This is a genomic window from Paenibacillus sp. LS-5, assembly GCF_056121505.1.
Window position 1 is genome coordinate 120,036 of the sequence record NZ_JBWAVA010000011.1, and the last position, 17,631, is coordinate 137,666.

14 protein-coding genes are annotated in these 17,631 nt (G+C 47.3%); 7 read left to right on the forward strand and 7 right to left on the reverse strand.

The features are described from left to right. The first annotated feature begins 229 nt into the window (after nt 1-229). Nucleotides 230-1,678: an ABC transporter substrate-binding protein gene (locus tag AC0MA3_RS16965; protein WP_474657044.1), complete on the forward strand. Its 1,449-nt coding sequence runs from the start codon at nt 230-232 to the stop codon at nt 1,676-1,678. A gap of 235 nt (nt 1,679-1,913) precedes the next feature. Here AC0MA3_RS16965 and AC0MA3_RS16970 read toward each other — a convergent pair whose 3' ends face one another. From AC0MA3_RS16970 to AC0MA3_RS17000, 7 genes are all read right to left on the reverse strand, one after another. Further along, the gene (locus AC0MA3_RS16970) at nt 1,914-2,240 is read right to left on the reverse strand and encodes an RDD family protein (protein ID WP_474657045.1); all 327 of its coding nucleotides are present in this window, start codon (nt 2,238-2,240) and stop codon (nt 1,914-1,916) included. A gap of 12 nt (nt 2,241-2,252) precedes the next feature. Next, nucleotides 2,253-3,182, reverse strand: a complete 930-nt coding sequence (gene sppA, locus AC0MA3_RS16975; RefSeq protein WP_474657046.1) for a signal peptide peptidase SppA — start codon at nt 3,180-3,182, stop codon at nt 2,253-2,255. A 14-nt stretch (nt 3,183-3,196) separates the two neighbouring features. Further along, nucleotides 3,197-3,880, reverse strand: coding sequence for a M23 family metallopeptidase (locus AC0MA3_RS16980; RefSeq protein ID WP_474657047.1), 684 nt, complete (start codon nt 3,878-3,880; stop codon nt 3,197-3,199). Between the two features lie 254 nt (nt 3,881-4,134). Then, nucleotides 4,135-5,256, reverse strand: coding sequence for a serine hydrolase (locus tag AC0MA3_RS16985; RefSeq protein WP_474657048.1), 1,122 nt, complete (start codon nt 5,254-5,256; stop codon nt 4,135-4,137). Nucleotides 5,257-5,280: 24 nt separating this feature from the next. After that, on the reverse strand, nt 5,281-6,627 hold the full coding sequence (locus AC0MA3_RS16990) for a DCC1-like thiol-disulfide oxidoreductase family protein (protein ID WP_474657049.1): 1,347 nt from the start codon (nt 6,625-6,627) through the stop codon (nt 5,281-5,283). Continuing rightward, entirely contained in the window at nt 6,608-7,294 is a 687-nt protein-coding gene (locus AC0MA3_RS16995; RefSeq protein ID WP_474657050.1) for a DUF5819 family protein, read from the reverse strand. The genes AC0MA3_RS16990 and AC0MA3_RS16995 overlap by 20 nt, the downstream gene beginning before the upstream one ends. A 69-nt stretch (nt 7,295-7,363) precedes the next feature. Next, on the reverse strand, nt 7,364-7,627 hold the full coding sequence (locus AC0MA3_RS17000; protein WP_474657051.1) for a hypothetical protein: 264 nt from the start codon (nt 7,625-7,627) through the stop codon (nt 7,364-7,366). Nucleotides 7,628-7,920: 293 nt separating this feature from the next. On the opposite strand from AC0MA3_RS17000, the gene AC0MA3_RS17005 reads away from it, so the two are divergent. The 6 genes from AC0MA3_RS17005 (at nt 7,921) to AC0MA3_RS17030 (ending at nt 17,614) form a co-directional block, all read left to right on the forward strand. Next, nucleotides 7,921-8,556, forward strand: a complete 636-nt coding sequence (locus AC0MA3_RS17005; protein WP_474657052.1) for a LuxR C-terminal-related transcriptional regulator — start codon at nt 7,921-7,923, stop codon at nt 8,554-8,556. 638 nt (nt 8,557-9,194) lie between these two features. After that, on the forward strand, nt 9,195-9,923 hold the full coding sequence (locus AC0MA3_RS17010) for a hypothetical protein (RefSeq protein ID WP_474657053.1): 729 nt from the start codon (nt 9,195-9,197) through the stop codon (nt 9,921-9,923). A 313-nt stretch (nt 9,924-10,236) separates the two neighbouring features. After that, nucleotides 10,237-11,223 carry an ABC transporter permease gene (locus AC0MA3_RS17015; protein WP_474657054.1) on the forward strand — a complete coding sequence of 329 codons (987 nt, stop codon included), beginning with the start codon at nt 10,237-10,239 and terminating at the stop codon, nt 11,221-11,223. A gap of 193 nt (nt 11,224-11,416) precedes the next feature. Beyond that, on the forward strand, nt 11,417-12,319 hold the full coding sequence (locus AC0MA3_RS17020; RefSeq protein WP_379157776.1) for a carbohydrate ABC transporter permease: 903 nt from the start codon (nt 11,417-11,419) through the stop codon (nt 12,317-12,319). A 54-nt stretch (nt 12,320-12,373) separates the two neighbouring features. Then, nucleotides 12,374-13,921 (forward strand): ABC transporter substrate-binding protein, encoded by a 1,548-nt coding sequence (locus AC0MA3_RS17025; RefSeq protein WP_474657055.1) that lies wholly within the window; start codon nt 12,374-12,376, stop codon nt 13,919-13,921. Between the two features lie 171 nt (nt 13,922-14,092). After that, on the forward strand, nt 14,093-17,614 hold the full coding sequence (locus tag AC0MA3_RS17030) for a fibronectin type III domain-containing protein (RefSeq protein ID WP_474657056.1): 3,522 nt from the start codon (nt 14,093-14,095) through the stop codon (nt 17,612-17,614). The last annotated feature ends 17 nt before the right edge of the window (nt 17,615-17,631 follow it).

A 17,631-nucleotide genomic window follows, 5' to 3' on the forward strand; every position in this document is an offset into this window, starting at 1 on the left:
ATTCGCTTGCCATTTAACGGGTATTATTGGAAAATATCAATCAATAGCCACTTATGCCGCTCTTACGCGGCACCATCAGATGTGACCATTCAGAGAAGACCCTCAATTTGGCTTCGCCAAATTCGAGGCTTCCATAACGATGTCCTTAGACTTTGACATTGTTATTTCAGGGATAGATGGTATTCATTGTAAAACGGCTGCGTCACGCTGTCAACGCAGGAGGTGAAGGATGAAGCGGCTGTTGCTCTATATCGTCTGCCTGGCATTATGCGGACTTATCGTCTATGCCATTGCCTATGATCGTCCACTACTGGTGGAGTTCAATTCAGAGCCGGTTCCCGAGGGGGCTCCTCCGGTTCAAGTGCGAATTGCGCTATATGACTGGACGGAGAATCTGGAAGTGAAGAACGCGATCCGGCAATATAATCAGAGCAATCCTGACCATATTGAAATTGTAATGATGAATTTGTCTACCGATGCCTACGAGGATACCCTCAACATGCTGATGACTTCGGGCCAGGGACCGGATGTGTTCAGCGTGGATAACAGCTGGCTGGCTACCTATGTGAACAAGGGGTATCTGGCCAATCTGAGCGCTGATCTGGACCCTCTGGATCTCAACAGATTTCCGAAGTGGGCCAGAGATTACGCCCGCAGCTCTCTGTTTAAGGGGGGAATCTACTTCCTGCCCTCCAGTATTGAGACGGTGCGCCTGATCTATAATAAGAGGCTATTCCAGAGCGCCGGACTGGATACGGCACGTCCACCGGTCACCTTCGATGAAGTGAAGCAGGCTGCGGCCAAGATCAGCCGGGCCGGGGTCGGCGTGAACAAATATGGCTTCGCGCTGGCTGCCGGAGACAGCCAGGACAGTCTGCAGACCGGTCTTGAGATGTCCAATACCAATAGCGGGGTATACCTCTATAATTACCGGACCGGACGTTATGATCTTAGTGTATATGCCCCCTGGCTGCAAATGCTGCTGGATATGAAGGCAGAGGGAAGCCTGTATCCCGGAGAGACGCTGCTCAAGCGGAACAGTGCGCTCAGGGAATTCGCCGACGGTAACATCGGCATGATGTACGCAACCAGCAAAGACTATGTGAAATTGCAGGAATATATGCCTAAGGATGACTGGGGGGCAGTTTTACCGCCGGTAACTTCAATGGATAGAAAGGGCAGCGGGGCGCTCATGATGATTCCGCAATCACCGCTGGCGGTAAATAGCAGCGCACCGAACCGGGAAGCGGCGGTGAAGGTGTGGAAGTTCCTGCAGTCTGAAGACTTCCTGACCATGCTGTTCCAGCAGGCATTGGCGCTGCCGGTGGTAGACGGCATAACGGATAAGGAGGGCCAGGTTCCGGGACTGGGACATTTTAAGGAATTTTACCCGACCGCAGAGGAGTCCATTTATCCGTTGTCCCCGCAGATTATGGACCAGTACGATCCGAATACGGTTTCGGTGGAACCACGTGACTCCGGTGATCGCCCCCGTATGCAGCTCTACCTACAGATTCTTTCAGGTGGCATACCCATGGGCGGAGGCCTGCGCGCGGAAAGTGAGCGGTTGAATCAGATGCTGGATATTGCGGCTACCGGGTATTCTTTTAAGCGGGAGGAGTATATTTACCCGGGGTTTGATGCGAAGAATCCCTTGGGTCATGTAAGTGCAGAATAATTGCAAGACATTTGAATAGTAATTACTTAATGTAGTATCGTGTTATCGTTGTTCGAATGACCATCCTTGTGACATTCCAACAGAGAAAGCCTGGTTTACAAGAACGGATTTGTCTCACCATTTGGGAAAGGGGAGTGGACTGCTTTGCGTCCATTCGCTTCCCACACAACGACCATATTCGTCAAATGGTCGTGTAAAGCTCGCTTTGTAGGATCAAACGCGGCCATCAAATAGCCTATAAAAAAATGCAGGCTGAAATCCCTTTGCCGATGCCTTCACGCAACAACACATCTTCCCAAGAAGGTTTCTTGTCAGTGATCGTACGGACTTTTATGCCGACGATCATCTTTCCTAAGGTTTGTTGATATATCGTGGTTAACGAAACGAAATAAATCTGAACGAATATGAGCTTGAACGGCCATGTACTTAGAATGTTTATGGACGATACCCATGAAGACAATAGGGAAATAAACGCAAGGATGACAGCTATATCTATGGTGAATGCCATAAATCGCGGCCAAAACCCGGCATAGTTGTTATGTTTCGGAATCAATTGAATCACCTTCCCGATGATTTAATCCAGCATATACATTAACTTCGGGCCATCATTGAGCTTTACGCCAAGAAGGTTTTGTACTTCCTCGACCGTAGAGGTCACGTTAACACCTTGGCTTAGCAGGTTGAGAACGGAGGTTTTTGGTACGTATTGAACGATCTGATAAGATGATAAATTCGTCTTCTGTTTGATATAGCTTATTGCATCCTGTAAAGATCCGAACTCGTCGATGAGTCCGAGTTCCTTGGCCCTCTTACCTGAATACACCCGTCCATCTGCGAGTTTGCGTACGGTGTCCTTACTCATGTTTCTTCCTTTTGCGATCACATCCACAAACTGTTCATAACTCACGTTCACAATATCCTGATATATCTTTTGCTCTTCTTTACTCATTGTCCGCAAAGGATCTCCGATATCTTTCATCGGTCCGCTTTTAATATGTACTTCGCTGTATCCCACCCGTTCAGCCAGCTCTTTATAGTTGGAAAAGTTAATAATAACCCCAAGGCTGCCTGTGATCGTAGAAGGATGGGCGAATATTCTGTCTGCACCTGCGGAGATGTAATATCCACCTGATGCCGCGATTGTGTTCATACTTACAACGACAGGCTTTCCTTGTTGCTGAAGCTTCTTAATTTTGACATGGATATCATCAACTGTGACGACATCTCCGCCAGGTGAGTTTACATTTAATATAACACCCTTTATATCGGGATCGCGCTGGGCGAAATCCAGCATGGATAGAACGGGATGAATCATATGGGACACATCGTGCATGATGGGGCCTTCCACAGTGATTTCCACAATTTTCCCCTTTCCTTTCCCTTCCAGCGCAACTTCTTTCCAGCCGTCCGGCAGGCTTCCATCAGCATGATCATTGAGGAGAGAGAACAACGCGGCGACAAGCGATAGTGTCACGATGACAACTGCAATAATTTTCCTTTTCACTGATGCTCCTCATTTCATCGCATAATTAGTTTCCCGTCCAGTAGAATGTCGTTCCTCTTAAGGAAATGACCGTTAAATGTAATCGGGATGGATGGAGCGTTAATATATTCGATGGGCCCCCCGGGCGTTTTTCGAATAACATGAAGATGTAAATGGGGCTCGGTGCTGTTGCCAGAATTTCCGACGTTTGCAAGGGGCTGGAGTAGGTCGACGACATCTCCCTTTTTCACCTTGAAACTGCCCGGCTTCAGGTGAATAAGCAGAATATAATAATCTTGAAAGCCGAGGACGATCATATTGCTAAGGCGTGTTCGCTTTCCAGGTGCTATATGCTCTCCGATCCCATCGATGATATCAATAACCTTTCCATTCACTGGACTAAGGACGGTGTCCCCATATATCTTGTAATTCGCTAATACTTTGGAATCTGAAAATGGAGTTTTGCGTAGACCAAACGCGTTGATCTTCGTGATATCGAGTGCATACTTTTGCGTTTCATATGCATAATGGTAATTCAATGTCGTATGCATGCCTCCGTGTACGACATCGTACAAGCCGCCCGCCAAGGGAAAGCTAATCTCTATGGCGCGTTCTCGTTCATGTGCTGGAATGATGAGCATGCTGAGGCAATAGGTTGCGTAGACAAAATAAAAGAAGGCAAGCATACCATAACCCCATGCCCCCCACTTAAGCCACACTCGGCGAATCCCTGAGAACGTCCTGAAACATCGAAAGCATACATACACCAGTTGAACAAGGAGTAAAACTACTAGAATGAGCCTCCAATAGGCGTTTATTCCTGAAAAATCCTCAACACTTATCAAAGTGAGTATCCAGCTTCCCGTAAAGATTTGATGGATGATCAAGGAGAAGATATTCTTAAACTGATACCTAAATGTAACGGTACATAGGAGGAGAGGTAATAATACAGTCTTTAGAAGCAGAAGGTAGATCATATACTGTTACCTGGATGACAAGCTTGGAGCACTTGGCGTTTAAACTCTTCGTTTGTGAAATATTGATTGATAAAAAGAACCAGTTTCTTCTCCAACCACATTTGTTCGCCGCCCGCCGGATCATAGATGAAGAGGGCCATTTCTGTTTTGTTTCCCGTGAGGTCCTCGTAATACATAGCCAAGGTGAGAATAGTGTAGCTGGAGCCGCCCTTCTGTGCAGCCATAGCGAATTGCGGATTGGGCAACTCTAGTTTGATTAGGTTCTGAAATACCTCCCTGGCCTCTTCATTTAACCTATCACCTTCATAAACGTCTTTTAACAAATGGGCATACTCCTTGACGGTCGAACGGGGGAACTTGTCGGACCAGATTTTTTGGAATTTTATCCGGGAACGTGCCCGCCGATTCAACTGCTTAATCCATTTCCCTTCAGTATCATTTCCAAGCAAGTTAAATATTTCGATAGATTTAGCTGCATATTCGGCATAAGTGAAGCCTTTCATTATGGAGGCAACTTTTCTCATTGAGACCGCAAGTGTGTCTTTTAAATAGGTGGGCATGAGTATCGCTGAGGAAAAGGGGTACAGAGCATCATGGTCTTTTAATTCCCAATCTTTTATTTTTTGATTGATTCTATCTAGTCCCAAGGTCTCCATTAAAAAATCCGTATTGGCGTTTGAGCTATAACGGATCATGCCTCTGGCTACTTCTAGTATCGTGATGTCCTTCTCCAGATCGAGTCCTTTCTCTTCCAGATTGAACAACCATTCTGAATGCGCACTTCCGTCAGAGTCCGGGATATAAAATCGGTTGAGACTTGACAAGGGAACCTTCTTATCAGGATTGATCTGTTGTCTGGCAACTTGCTCAGCAAATTCGGCTAGAACAATAATCTTGGCTACGCTCGCAAGAGGCCTCCTGACCGCTGACTGCAAGTCAGCAATAATTTCTCCATTTTCAATGATATAGAGTGATGCCCGGGATGGATTTCTGGCAATAAATTTTAGAATATGTTGCTCGGTTCTACGATTCTGCCGCTTGACTTCAAAGAAGACCAGCAAGGCAAACAACCCTAGTAGGACGATGAGCCCGCAACCGATATAGATAATGATATCCAAGACATTTTTCCTCCTAATTGATATCTAATGATCAACAATCGTAACGTCGCATGTATCATTGCAATGATTGACTGGAACAATCATCCGCCTCTTGGCGATTACGTCGTAAAGAAATTGCCCTAGACCGATTACTCTAAATATATAAATAGATGGCACAAGAGGCCATAATGGCAGTAATCGACAAGAAATTTGAAGAACAGAATGAATCCCGCTCTTCAAATTGATTCGGCTTAATTCAGTGCTATGCATACGTAACTGAACATCTTCCGGTACCAATGAGTATTCGATGATGACATTTTCGTCCCTGAAGCTCGTGCAAGTGATAAGCCGGAAATAATCCATAGCGGCAATTTTTTGAACGACTCCTCGACACATTGGACACCATCCATCGTAAAAAACAATGATTCGCTGCGAGGAGAAGTAGCGTTTGCTTAAGCGTGAGCAATAATGAGACCATCCAGATGTGAATATTCGGTAAGCCGCAGCCACTTTCGAAGCCCCGGACTTATATTCAGTATCAGTAAACACAAGGAGCTCCATGACTACCATAGTTAATGAAAAAGTGAGTAGGCCCATACCAACACCGATTCCCGCATGGAATAGAACCATGAATACAACAATAAAAGGCTTTACCCTCTTGTTCATAATGCTGAATGGGAAGGCCAGCTTAATAAATATACTCAAATAAGAAAAAATGATGCTAACCCATAGAAAATGTTCAATAGAGCTACGCAATATAGGTCTGCTAAATTCATTCACTTGAGAAACATAGTAGATCGCTGTTCCATTCTGCCATAATTCTCCCATCAACTGATAGGCACCTGAAAAAAAATAAACGATACACAGTTGAATAATGCAGAATAAAACAGCGAAATTATGGATAATCATTTTCAATTCATGCATGAAGGAGATTTGCATTTTGTCTTTCATCCTGCTTTTCCTTTGAGCATCAATGGAAAAATAACGGGTGCTTTCCGCAAAGATAAGGAATAGCAAGCAGAGGTTTAGTAAATTATCACCGCCATCACTAATGTACATGGTTCGAATATACAAAGAGTAAAAAAACAAATAATTAAGAACAGCAAACAAACGTCCCTTATAGCCCAAAAGATAGATAAGGGAGACGATAATGCCGAGATGGTAGATGACATCGAAATAAAGCAGTGAGTTAGAGATGTTATATAATGAAAAATTGGTATGCAGGAATGTCTCGGAATAGGTGTTAATTCCATCGTTACTCCATAGAAAGAATCTCTGAGCATAATGCATCAAATAATTGTAAAGGATAATGATTCCAAGAGCGATTCGAAGCAAGCTGGCTGAAATAAGGAAACGTTCCTGTCCCATATATTCACGGAATTTTGACAACATCTTTTACATCATCCCTCCAGTCGAAAGTGGTGAATTTCTCTTTATTTTGGAAGGTCTTATCGTTTCTTTTTGAATAAGGAATTGCCTCTGTTACACTTATCATAATTTGTATGGATTGAATGTTCTTATTCGGGAAGTTTTTTTTAGAATAAGCCAAGGCCAGACGGTACAAGCTGTCCTTCTCAAAAGTAGTCTGATCTTTAAATAACTTATCAAGATCAGGCTTTTCCTTTTCGAGCTTCTTCTCAATAACCTTAATGGTAAGATCATCGCTTCCTCCAATATGTAAGGCGTTCATATGTCCCATACTGATACGTAACATGCGGTTGAAGGGTGAGAACAATGAGCGATTATTTACTTCAATCATGGGTGAAGTTGCATCGTACCACCCGGTTGTGACGACCGAGGCACGTTCGGACTCGGGTTCAGTGTATTTCACTCTCACATAGAGTTTATAATTGTTCGTTAAGGGATCGGGTGCGAACAGATGCCAATTTTGCTGGAAAAGAATTCCGACATAAGCATCGGTATAGGGCTTTAATTTCACGGATATTGGATTCACAGGACCTGCATGAAGAGCAACAATGGAAAAATGAAAAAGCATGAAGACAAGCAGCAGCACTGTAACCGCGTTTAGTATTTGAATTCTCATTTTGATACGAGACACAGTCACTCCTCCCAAAAATGAATGATAGAGACCGCAACAAGCTACGGCCTCTTTTGAGAACGGATTCAACTATTTATCAAAAATCACATCGGTATCTTCAGGGTTCTGATCTTGAACTTCTGTGCCTACCAGCATACCAGCGTTAGTCAAATAAGCTACGCCCTTAACAGCCTCTTTGGCAGCAGCAGTACCGTAAACAACAGCAGCACGGGCAACGCTTGCCCAAAGCGCCGTTGGAGTTGCCTCGGATGCATCAGCAGTTACGGCCTGATTAGTACCGGAAGCCTCAGCTAATGGCTGGTTTGAATGATCGGATGAAATGGACGTACTCAACGTCGTAACGACGAACGATAACAAGCCTGGACAATGCAATGGAAATGATCTTCTTTTTCAATACCTTCTCTCCTTTTAAGTGAAATAATTTCTATTTTAAGATACAAATTTTTGAAATATTATATAAGTACTAAAAATAATAGTACTAATTGAATTTTATGGATTTATCAAAACGCACTTTCGCATCTCTTTGAGCGAAAAATTTTTTTTACATACTACAAAACAACATCTTTCGACATTTGATTATGCTAAAATGGTGAGTGATTGTATGTTTTTGTAAAAGGAGTACTGAAATGGGTATAAACATTTCCATCTTCGAGCAGGATGAAGTTTTCATCCAATCACTGTCGTGTTTTTTGAATGCAGAACCTGAATTTACAATTATAAGCATAATAAAGGATTATAAGGATGCTTTGGAGGTTTTGCCTTTAGATAATCGCCACGATGTTGTATTAATTGGTGTAGATTCTACTCGACAATTGCACAAAATTATTTGTCTATCTTTCGAAATTCTGAATCGAACGAAAAGTAAGATCATTCTCCTTTCATCGTTAGAAGATGAGGAAGTGGTACTGCAAACATTCTCAGCAGGAGCAGTTAATTATATAGGCAAGAAAAAGCTTCGCCAAATTCCTGAGGCGATTCGAGTTGCTTGCAGCGGCTTCAATCCTCAAGAGATACTTATAGATCAATATTACAAGCTGAAACAAGAACTAATGCTGTTGTGCCTATCCAAGTCAGAACGGGAAGTATTCGAACTTTTGATGCATGGGTACACGCAAGTCCAGATTCAAGAGAAACTAGTAAAATCTATTTATACAGTAAAAAACCAAGTTGTCCAGATTCTCAAAAAGTTGAACGCTATCAGTACCAAAGAGGCGACCAATAAGATTAGAAGAATTGGGCTTTCGGAGCTGCGAAAACCGTGAGCGTCCAATTCTGCGGGTGGTATTTACGTTGAATTTCTATGGATATGAAACCGAAACTGTTTGACTTTTAAACAGAAGTGGATTTGAAAGGGGAAGGCAATATATAAGGGACTGTTCCAAAAGCCATTGTGCTTTTTGGAGCGGTCCTTTGTGCATTTGTCAGCTCTTTGCGCTGACGGAAGGAGGTCCCGAGTACACTGTAGGTGGCTGAAGTACATAGTTGACGTTAACCGGTAGTGTGGCCGTGAGGTAGTATGCGGAGGAATGGAAGGCGAGCTGTTCCCCAAAAAAGAAATAACTGTCGGAAGATTCGTTGCCGTATGCCGTATGTGATAAGCCACACGCACGGATCTATGAGAGGCCCATGTCAGTGATAGGGGCCTACTCGGTTGCCTTTTGTGTAAGGTAAAGCCGGTACAGTCTTGTTAGCACTGATACTTTGTTAAGGAGTGCAGTGTTTTCTGTTTGTTGGGTGCCAGATTGTACGCAAGCTTGCAGTGTTCTTACGTCCACACCGCATGTACGAATATTACTATATAAATCACTTTTTGTGCTGCTAGAGTTCCTGGGAGGATTATTGGAAGTCATTACGCAGTACCAGCAGGGATGTGAAATCCAAAGAGAAGGAGAATGAAGAGATGACCTTTTTATCAACGGGACCCATTGAATACAATGCGGTCAGTGGTGCAAGAACCACGCAGTCAGTGACACTCCGAATTGACAACCGGAGTGATTCAGAGGCTTCTACGGTCTCGATTCAAGGCCACTATATGAGTGGTGTTGTACGGAATCTGTACGTCAGCCAATCTACGGGCGTAACAGGTGCAACCGGTGAAACGGGAGCCACTGGAACTACAGGTGTGACAGGAGCCACAGGCCAGAATGTTGCAGCGGAAGGGTTCTCTTCGCTTCTACCAACATTTTCGGCTAGTGCCAGCACCCAGCTTACCGGCTGGACGGTGACGTCATCGTATTGCGACAGCGCCTCGTTTAATGAAACAACAGGGAATTATACGGTTCCAGTTACGGGCCGGTACTCTTTTGAAGCCACCATCAACTACTCTACCACCGCAGCCATTACGGTTGCGTTAGGGGCGGGAATCAACCCGGCTTTTTTTATACGGAGAACTTCTCCTGCCACTACAGATCTGGTAACCGGACTGTTCCCTCTGCTGAATGTGAACATTGCCCTGCTGTTGACCCTGAGAACGATCTTGGGCAACGGGACAGTCACCTTGACGGGTGAGTTTGATCTGACAGCAGGCGATGTGGTCTGCCTCTTCTATGAGGCAGATGGTTTAACGGTTCCACTTGATCTGGGAGGCACCTCCTCGGGCGTGATCTGGTCCGTCCACAGATTCATCTAATGCTATCGTAAGAAGAACTGAATTTACATTACAGCCAGAAGGGGCCGACATCCATGGGGTGAAGGCCTCTTTTTTGAAAGATAAGAATTTATATGTTTTTTTTCGCTATAAATTATCCTTCTCTTTCTCGCTGAAACGGATGCCGTCCTTATAAGGGCAGCGTAGCCGTTTCTAATGGTCTGGAAGCAGCGGTCACGAAACTCTATAGATTATCGAACTTTTATTATAGATGGCCTTATTTAGCCTCTGCCGTTCTCCAGGTACACTTAAGGCATGGAAGAGAGAGTGCTGAAGGAATCAGGAGGCGTAGGCGATGATCACTCATGAGAAAAGACACGCGCTGGACACCGGGCAGCGGTTGCCCGTGCGGATCCATCCGAAAAGAAGCTCCATGCTGGGGCATTTGCTGAAGCACAAGGTGCTGCTGCTGATGCTGCTGCCGGGTGTGATTTTCCTGCTCATTAACAACTACCTGCCGATGTTCGGGATCATCATTGCCTTCAAAAATATTAACTACGTAGACGGGATTCTCGGAAGCCCATGGGTGGGAATGGATAATTTTAAATTCCTGTTCGCCACATCGGATGCCTGGATTATCACCCGCAATACGGTGCTGTACAACTTCGTGTTCATTATTCTCAATCTGGTGATCGCCGTATCCATCGCAATTGCCCTGAATGAGCTGAGGAATAAGCTGGCCGCAAAATTTTATCAGAGTATCATGTTCTTTCCGTATTTCCTGTCGATGGTGGTGGTGAGCTACCTCGTGTTCGCTTTTCTGAATGTTGAATACGGTTTCATGAACAAAGGTATTCTGGCGATGTTTGGGCTGAATGAGCTGAATTGGTATTCCGAGCCGAAGTACTGGCCGTTTATTCTGCCGCTGATCAACCTCTGGAAAGGGGTGGGTTATGGCTGCGTCATTTATCTTGCGGCGATTATCGGCATTGACAACGAATATTACGAGGCAGCGCTGATCGATGGAGCCAGTAAGTGGAAGCAGATTCTGCATATTACGATCCCGCTCATCCGTCCGGTCATCATCATCACTACCATTCTCGCCATCGGAGGCATTTTCCGCTCTGACTTCGGACTGTTCTACCAGACCACACTCAACTCCGGGGCGCTGTATCCGACCACGCTCGTCATTGACACCTACGTCTATAACGCCTTGATCAATATGGGCAACCTGGGCATGTCCGCCGCTGCGGGTCTATACCAATCCATCGTGGGCTTCTTCCTCGTCCTGGGCTCCAACTGGATCGTGCGCAAGGTCGACAAGGACCAGGCCGTTTTCTGAAAAATGACCAAAGGTGAGAGTAACGGAGGTGAAGTTTGGAGCTGGAGGAGCGCTAGCGACCGCCTTTGTCTTCGGATTTTATCCGCTAACGCGGTAATAATTCATGAATAAATCTGAAGACAACAGCGGCCGGAAGTCCAAACATTCACTGTAGTTACGAGCAGCACCTTTGGAATGCAATTAAGAAAGGAGGATGGAAGCGGTGACCAACAATGAAATCTCCCGGCCGGCGAATGTGATACTCCATATGATTTTCATCATCCTATCGATCACCTGTCTGCTGCCGATTGTGCTGGTGTTCATGATCTCAATTACGGACTACGATTCCATTGTGCTGAACGGGTATCAGTTTTTCCCGGAGAAGTTCAGTCTGGAGGCGTATGCCTATATCTTCAAAGATTATACCGTCATTGTAAAAGCCTACGGCGTGTCCTTTTTTGTAACCATTGTCGGCACGCTGCTCAGCGTATTTATCTCTTCCCTGTATGCGTACCCGATCTCGCGGACGGACTTCAGGTACAGAGGTTTCTTCGCCTTCCTGATCTTCTTCACCATGCTGTTCGGCGGCGGGCTGGTGCCCTGGTATATGGTCTACACCCAGGTGCTGGATCTGAAGAACTCCATCTGGTCCCTGATCGTTCCCATGCTGCTGTCCCCGTTCAATGTGCTGATTATGAAGACTTATTTCCAGATGAGTGTGCCGCCCGCCCTGATTGAAGCCTCCAAGATTGACGGTGCCGGTGAGCTGCGGACGTTCTTCCGGATTGTGTTCCCGCTGTCGCTGCCGGTGTTCGCTACGATCGGGCTATTCAACACCCTGCATTACTGGAACGACTGGTTCAACAGCATGATCTTCATTACGGACACAGACCTCTATTCCCTGCAGTACCTGATGTACAAAATGATCTCCCAGGCGGACTACCTGAGCCGCAACGGGGCTTTGATTCAAGGCTCGGCGACGGAGCTTGCAAAACTTCCGGGTGAAACCATCCGCATGGCTATGGCATTGATCGGTATTGGTCCGATTGTGCTGGCCTATCCATTCTTCCAGCGGTATTTTATCAAAGGGTTGACGCTGGGCTCCATTAAAGGCTAACCTCGGATTCATCCGATTAGCATATATTGACCATCAAGGGGGAGGAAACAAGAAATGGCAGGAAAAAAAGGCACGGGTCTACTGCTTTCACTTGTACTGCTGATTGGACTTTCACTAAGCGGGTGCGGCGGCAATAACAGCAACAACGGTGCTGAGCCAACCGGGACAAAGGTGGATAGCACCACCGCACCGGCCGCCTCGGATACAGCTACAGCCACAGCCACTGAAAAGGCGAATGAGCTGGAGCAGGTGGAACTGTCACTCTATCTGCCTGGCGGACCGGATAAGGATGTGGCTTCCGTCGAACAGGCGATCAATGAATATCTGAAGGATAAGATTAACGCCACAATTAAGATCAATCAGCTCAGCTGGGATAAACCGGCAGACAAGGTGAATCTGATGATCCAGTCCGGAGAAGTGTTCGACATGGTCTATACTTGGAACTTTATGACCAACGCTGCGAAGGGCGCTTATCTGCCGCTCGAAGAGCTGCTGGACACCTATGCCAAGGAAACCAAGGCACAGATTAATCCGGCGTACCTGCAAGCTGCTACCGTAAACGGACATTTGTATGCGATTCCGACCGAGAAGGAGCTTGGGCAGTCGGTAGGTTTTGCTTTTGACAAGGCGATTGTCGACAAGTATGGGTTCGATGTGAACAGTATCCAGAAGCTTGAGGATATAGAACCGATGCTGAAGACGATTAAGGAAAAAGAACCGGGTATCACCCCATTGTTCATGAACCATACCGACAGCCTGAACTGGTTCACCGTGTACCCGGACAGCGAGGACCTCGATGGTAGCAATGAAATTCCGACACTGCTCGATTACAAGACGATGAAGGTTTTTAATGAATATGACACTCCTGAGATTCTGGCACGTCTGAAGCTAATCCGGGAATGGTACAAAGCGGGATATATCAACAAGAATGGCGCTACTGATAAAACAGAGCTGAAGGACGCCGTGAAAAGCGGCAAGGCCTGGTTCACCTACGGCAATATGAATCCAACATCCACCAACGACTGGACCCGTCTCGCCGAGAAACCCATGATTATCAAAACTCTGCTGCCGGTACAGGTTAGCACCAAAAGTCTGCAGGGCTCCATGCTCGCCATCTCCAGAACCTCCAAAAACCCTGAGCGGGCCATGATGTTCATGAACCTGATTCATACCGATCCCGTCCTGTATAACCTGTTAACCTTCGGCATTGAAGGCAAACATTATAACAAGGTAGGCGACAACACGGTTGAATTCATTCCGGACAGCGGCTACAACTCCGTATCTTCATGGATGATCGGGAACGTGCTGCTGAACTACCTGAACAAGGATGAAGATCCAAAGCGGGTGCAGCTCTATACCGACTGGAATAAAAACTCCAAGGTATCCCCGGTAATCGGATTTGTCTTTGACTCGACCAAGGTGCAGTCGCAGATCGGAGCGCTGATCAATATTACGAAGCAATATAAGAATACCTTGTATTCCGGGGAAAAAGATCCTGAGCCGATCCTGAAGGAAATGAACAGCAAGCTGAAGGCCGCTGGACTGGATGCCGTGATAAGCGAAATTCAGTCGCAAATGGATGCATTTATGGCCGCCAAATAAGTTGTTGAATGATTAGCAGACCCGATATCCGGTAAAGTTCGGCCACCCCTCTGATTTCTTACTGTCAGCTTGCAGCGGCCGCTTGCCAGGATGTCGGGTATTCCTATTCGCAAAAGTTAGCAGTTGGGGGCCCTGTTTCTATTCTAAATAGAAGAGGGTGTTAATGTGCGAATGTATAAAAAGATAGCGTTATGGTTTCTGGTGTTCTGTATGCTGATGGCGGTTGTGCTTCCAAATGATCGTAAGGTATCCGCTGCTCCTTCAGGGCTTGATGTTATAGAGCAGGAACAGGAAAATTCGGATTTTCCGAGTGCAGCTGAACTAGATACTGACGCCAGCGGGGCTTCTGAAGTTTCGCTGCCGGTGGATGCCACAACCGCCACCTATAATCCTTCGGGCCTGCTGTGGCAGGTAGGCGAACCCGACGACAGTTCGGCCGAATTTACAGTGTACAATAATGTGTTCAGCAATGTGTTACTGCCACTGCCTTCGTACAGATGGAATAAGATATCCAAAGGAATGAAGGCCGATGTCAATGGAACGATGAATTTTTCGTTTATGCTGGCGGCGGTTCCCCGGTACGGAGTGGAGTTCAGCTTCAAGGTGATTGATGCAAGCACCGCGATACCCCAGCTTGCCGTATTCACCAATGGCCTCATGAGCGGTTTGATTCAGATCACAGGTCTGAATAATGGGGAAACTCCTCTGGAGTATACCTGGAAACAAACTTACAAGCTGTATATTCCCAAAGAGCAGCTGCATGTTGGCTTAAATGTGCTTAAGCTGGTGGTTGACCGCGGGTTGTATGCGGACCCTCAGGCTCCCGGGTATGCCGGAGACTCCTATTTATGGTTCGAATGGGACTATTTCAAGCTGAAATCCCTGTCTCAGCAGGCGGAAGAGCCGATCCATGGACGGTATGTGCATCTGGGGACCACGCTTGCCGCGAATACTTTTAGATATGATGAGAACGCCATCCGCCATCTGGCGCCCATGACCAAATGGATGGGCATCGCCTATAGCGGCAATTGGATGCGGGCTTCCTTCTGGTCGGATACTAGTGCGGGCTGGGACCCGCAGGGGCGGAACTATCTGGAGACGATGCGTGACCTGAATCTTACGCCAATGGTCAACATTATCGGAGGCAACTGGAAGAACAATGCGGATCTGGTGGCCGGGACGATCAGCACGGCTTTGAGGAGCTATTATACGGCTTTTGTCAGTAAATTCGGGGATTTGTACCAATACGCGGAGACAGGTAACGAGCCCGGATTGTTCGGCTGGTCCCGCTCATCAATCTTGGCGATTCATAAGCTGATGGATGAGGAACGACAGACCAACAGCCAGCCCTATCTGAAAATTGTGGCACCCGGCTGGGCTTATTGGCCATATAACGGCATTCCGGACGGGTGGGAGCGGGATGCTGCCCAGCGCGAAGAGATTGAAGCGCTTTCAGATGTGACGAATGGACACAGCTATGGCGGAACCGGCGTCCAGCCGCTCCCCGGCGGCAGCCTGTATGAGAATCTGCAGGTGTACCATGAAGCGGATGAGGGATTCGGCAAAGAGATGGCTATGAGTGAAACCGGCAGCAATGACAATCATTCCGATAGTACGAAATACGGCACGTATGCGTATAGGTTCGCTTCCGCTTTTGACCGGGAGCTTCGCGGAGATATCGGCTATGTTGACCACATTATGCAGCATGCAGCCTTCTTCAATGACGGGACCGAGTTCGGATTATTCAACTCTGCGATCAACTGGAATACACACCGCTTCGAGGATACGGCGGCTGTAGCCGCCAATCCGAATGAACAAGGTGAAACGCGGCTGAAGACATTCCGCAGGCTGGCCGCTGCGTATGCTACCCACGGGCGCCCGCTCAGCTATAAGATCCTGAATCCCTCTGCGCTGAATGGTAAAAAGGCGTATTTCCGCGCAGTAGATACCTCAGCGCTGGGCACTTCGGCTATAGGGGCTTCGGCAGATAAAATTCTGCTGAATTTTGTGAATTTCGAGACGCAGCCGGTGACGATGCAGGTGCGGGTAACCATGCCCGGCAGTGGGCAGTATGCCGGAGAGCGGTTTGGACCGGGCGATACCTATGCCGCCGCCCACTCTAATGTCCAGCTTGCGGCAACGCCGAACCTTACGCTCTCGGTTACCCTGGGTGCAGGCGAGACGGTTCAGTACATCCTGGATGAACTGGAGACTATCGCGCCAACTGCTCCAGTAAGCCCGGCGGCAGTGGCGGTAAGCCATGAGCAGGTGAAGGTGACCTGGAATGCCTCAACAGACAACGATAAAGTCGTTAGCTACAAGGTATACCGGGATGGAGGAACAGAACCGGTAATGACTATTCCGGGCCGGATTACCTTTTACAATGACTATACTGTAGCCCCTGAGACCGTATACAGCTACAGGATTCAGGCAGTGGATGACTTTGGCAATGTCTCGCCGCTGACCGAAGCCGTATCAGCAACCACACTGCCGATGCCGATTACGCCGCATGTACCTGGAGATCCGACCAAATTCGAAGCGGAAGCCACGTCTTTTGCTCCACCGCTCAAAATCGGCTACTACAGCATCGCTTCCGGGGGAAGGGTTGTGGAGCAGACCCATGCCGGGGGGTTGACGATTCAGGGATTCTATTCAGAGAGCGGCGGAAGCTACACTTTAACTATTGCATACGCTTCCAATCAGGAGTCGAAGAAGAATATTCTTGTCAACGGACAGAAGGTAACGACCGTAACGCTCCCATCCACCGGAAGCTGGAACAGCAACTTTACCGCGAGACAGTATGGGATTACCCTGCAGCCGGGATATAACATGATCAGCTTCACCTCTGCCGGGAATGGCGCCAATATTGATTATTTCAAGCTTGTGGAAGGCGCCTATGTGCCGGTCTCGGCCTGGTATACCGTAGAACATGATCATCCTTATATCGACTATGCCGGATTTGCGACTGCTTCCAACAGTGTCTCTCACGTGACCTATGCGCCTGACGCTACAGCATTGTTCAATTTCAAGGGGATTGGAGTCCGCTGGAGATCGGATATCAAAAGTGACATGGGCAGCGCCGACGTGTACGTCGATGGGCAATTTATGCAGAGGGTAGTTCTTCCCCAAGCGGGCATTGAGGGAGAGAACCGGATTGTCTATGAGATTGCCGGTCTGGAGTACGGGCTGCACCGGATTGAGATCAAGGGGACCGACGGGCTGGTCATGGTCCATGGGTTTGAGTTCGAGAGCTACGAGTCTACACTTCCAGCACCACTCGCGGATCTGACTGTTACCGATATTGGCTGGAATATTGTGAACAGCGATGGCTCTCCATCCGCCCACACCACACCGCAGCTCGGCGATTCCTTAATCTTCTGGGCTAAGGTGAAGAATATCGGCGTACGCCCGACCCCGCTGAATCCCTCTACGGGACTCGGGCAGATTACCGGCGGCGCCTTCTCCGTCAACGGCGGTGTCGTCTCCTGGTCGGATACCAACCATACAGTAATTCAGCCAGGGGAAGAGATCACGCTGACCGCCAACAGCAGCGCCCAAGGTACGCCAAGGTGGACAGTCCCGGCCCTCGGCGATTTCACGGTCAGCTTCTTCGTGAATGATATCTGGAGATATGAGGAGATGAATAAGGAGAATAACAAGCTGAGCGAGTCGCTAAGTATTGGCTTGAATTGAAGTCAAGTGAAATCAGA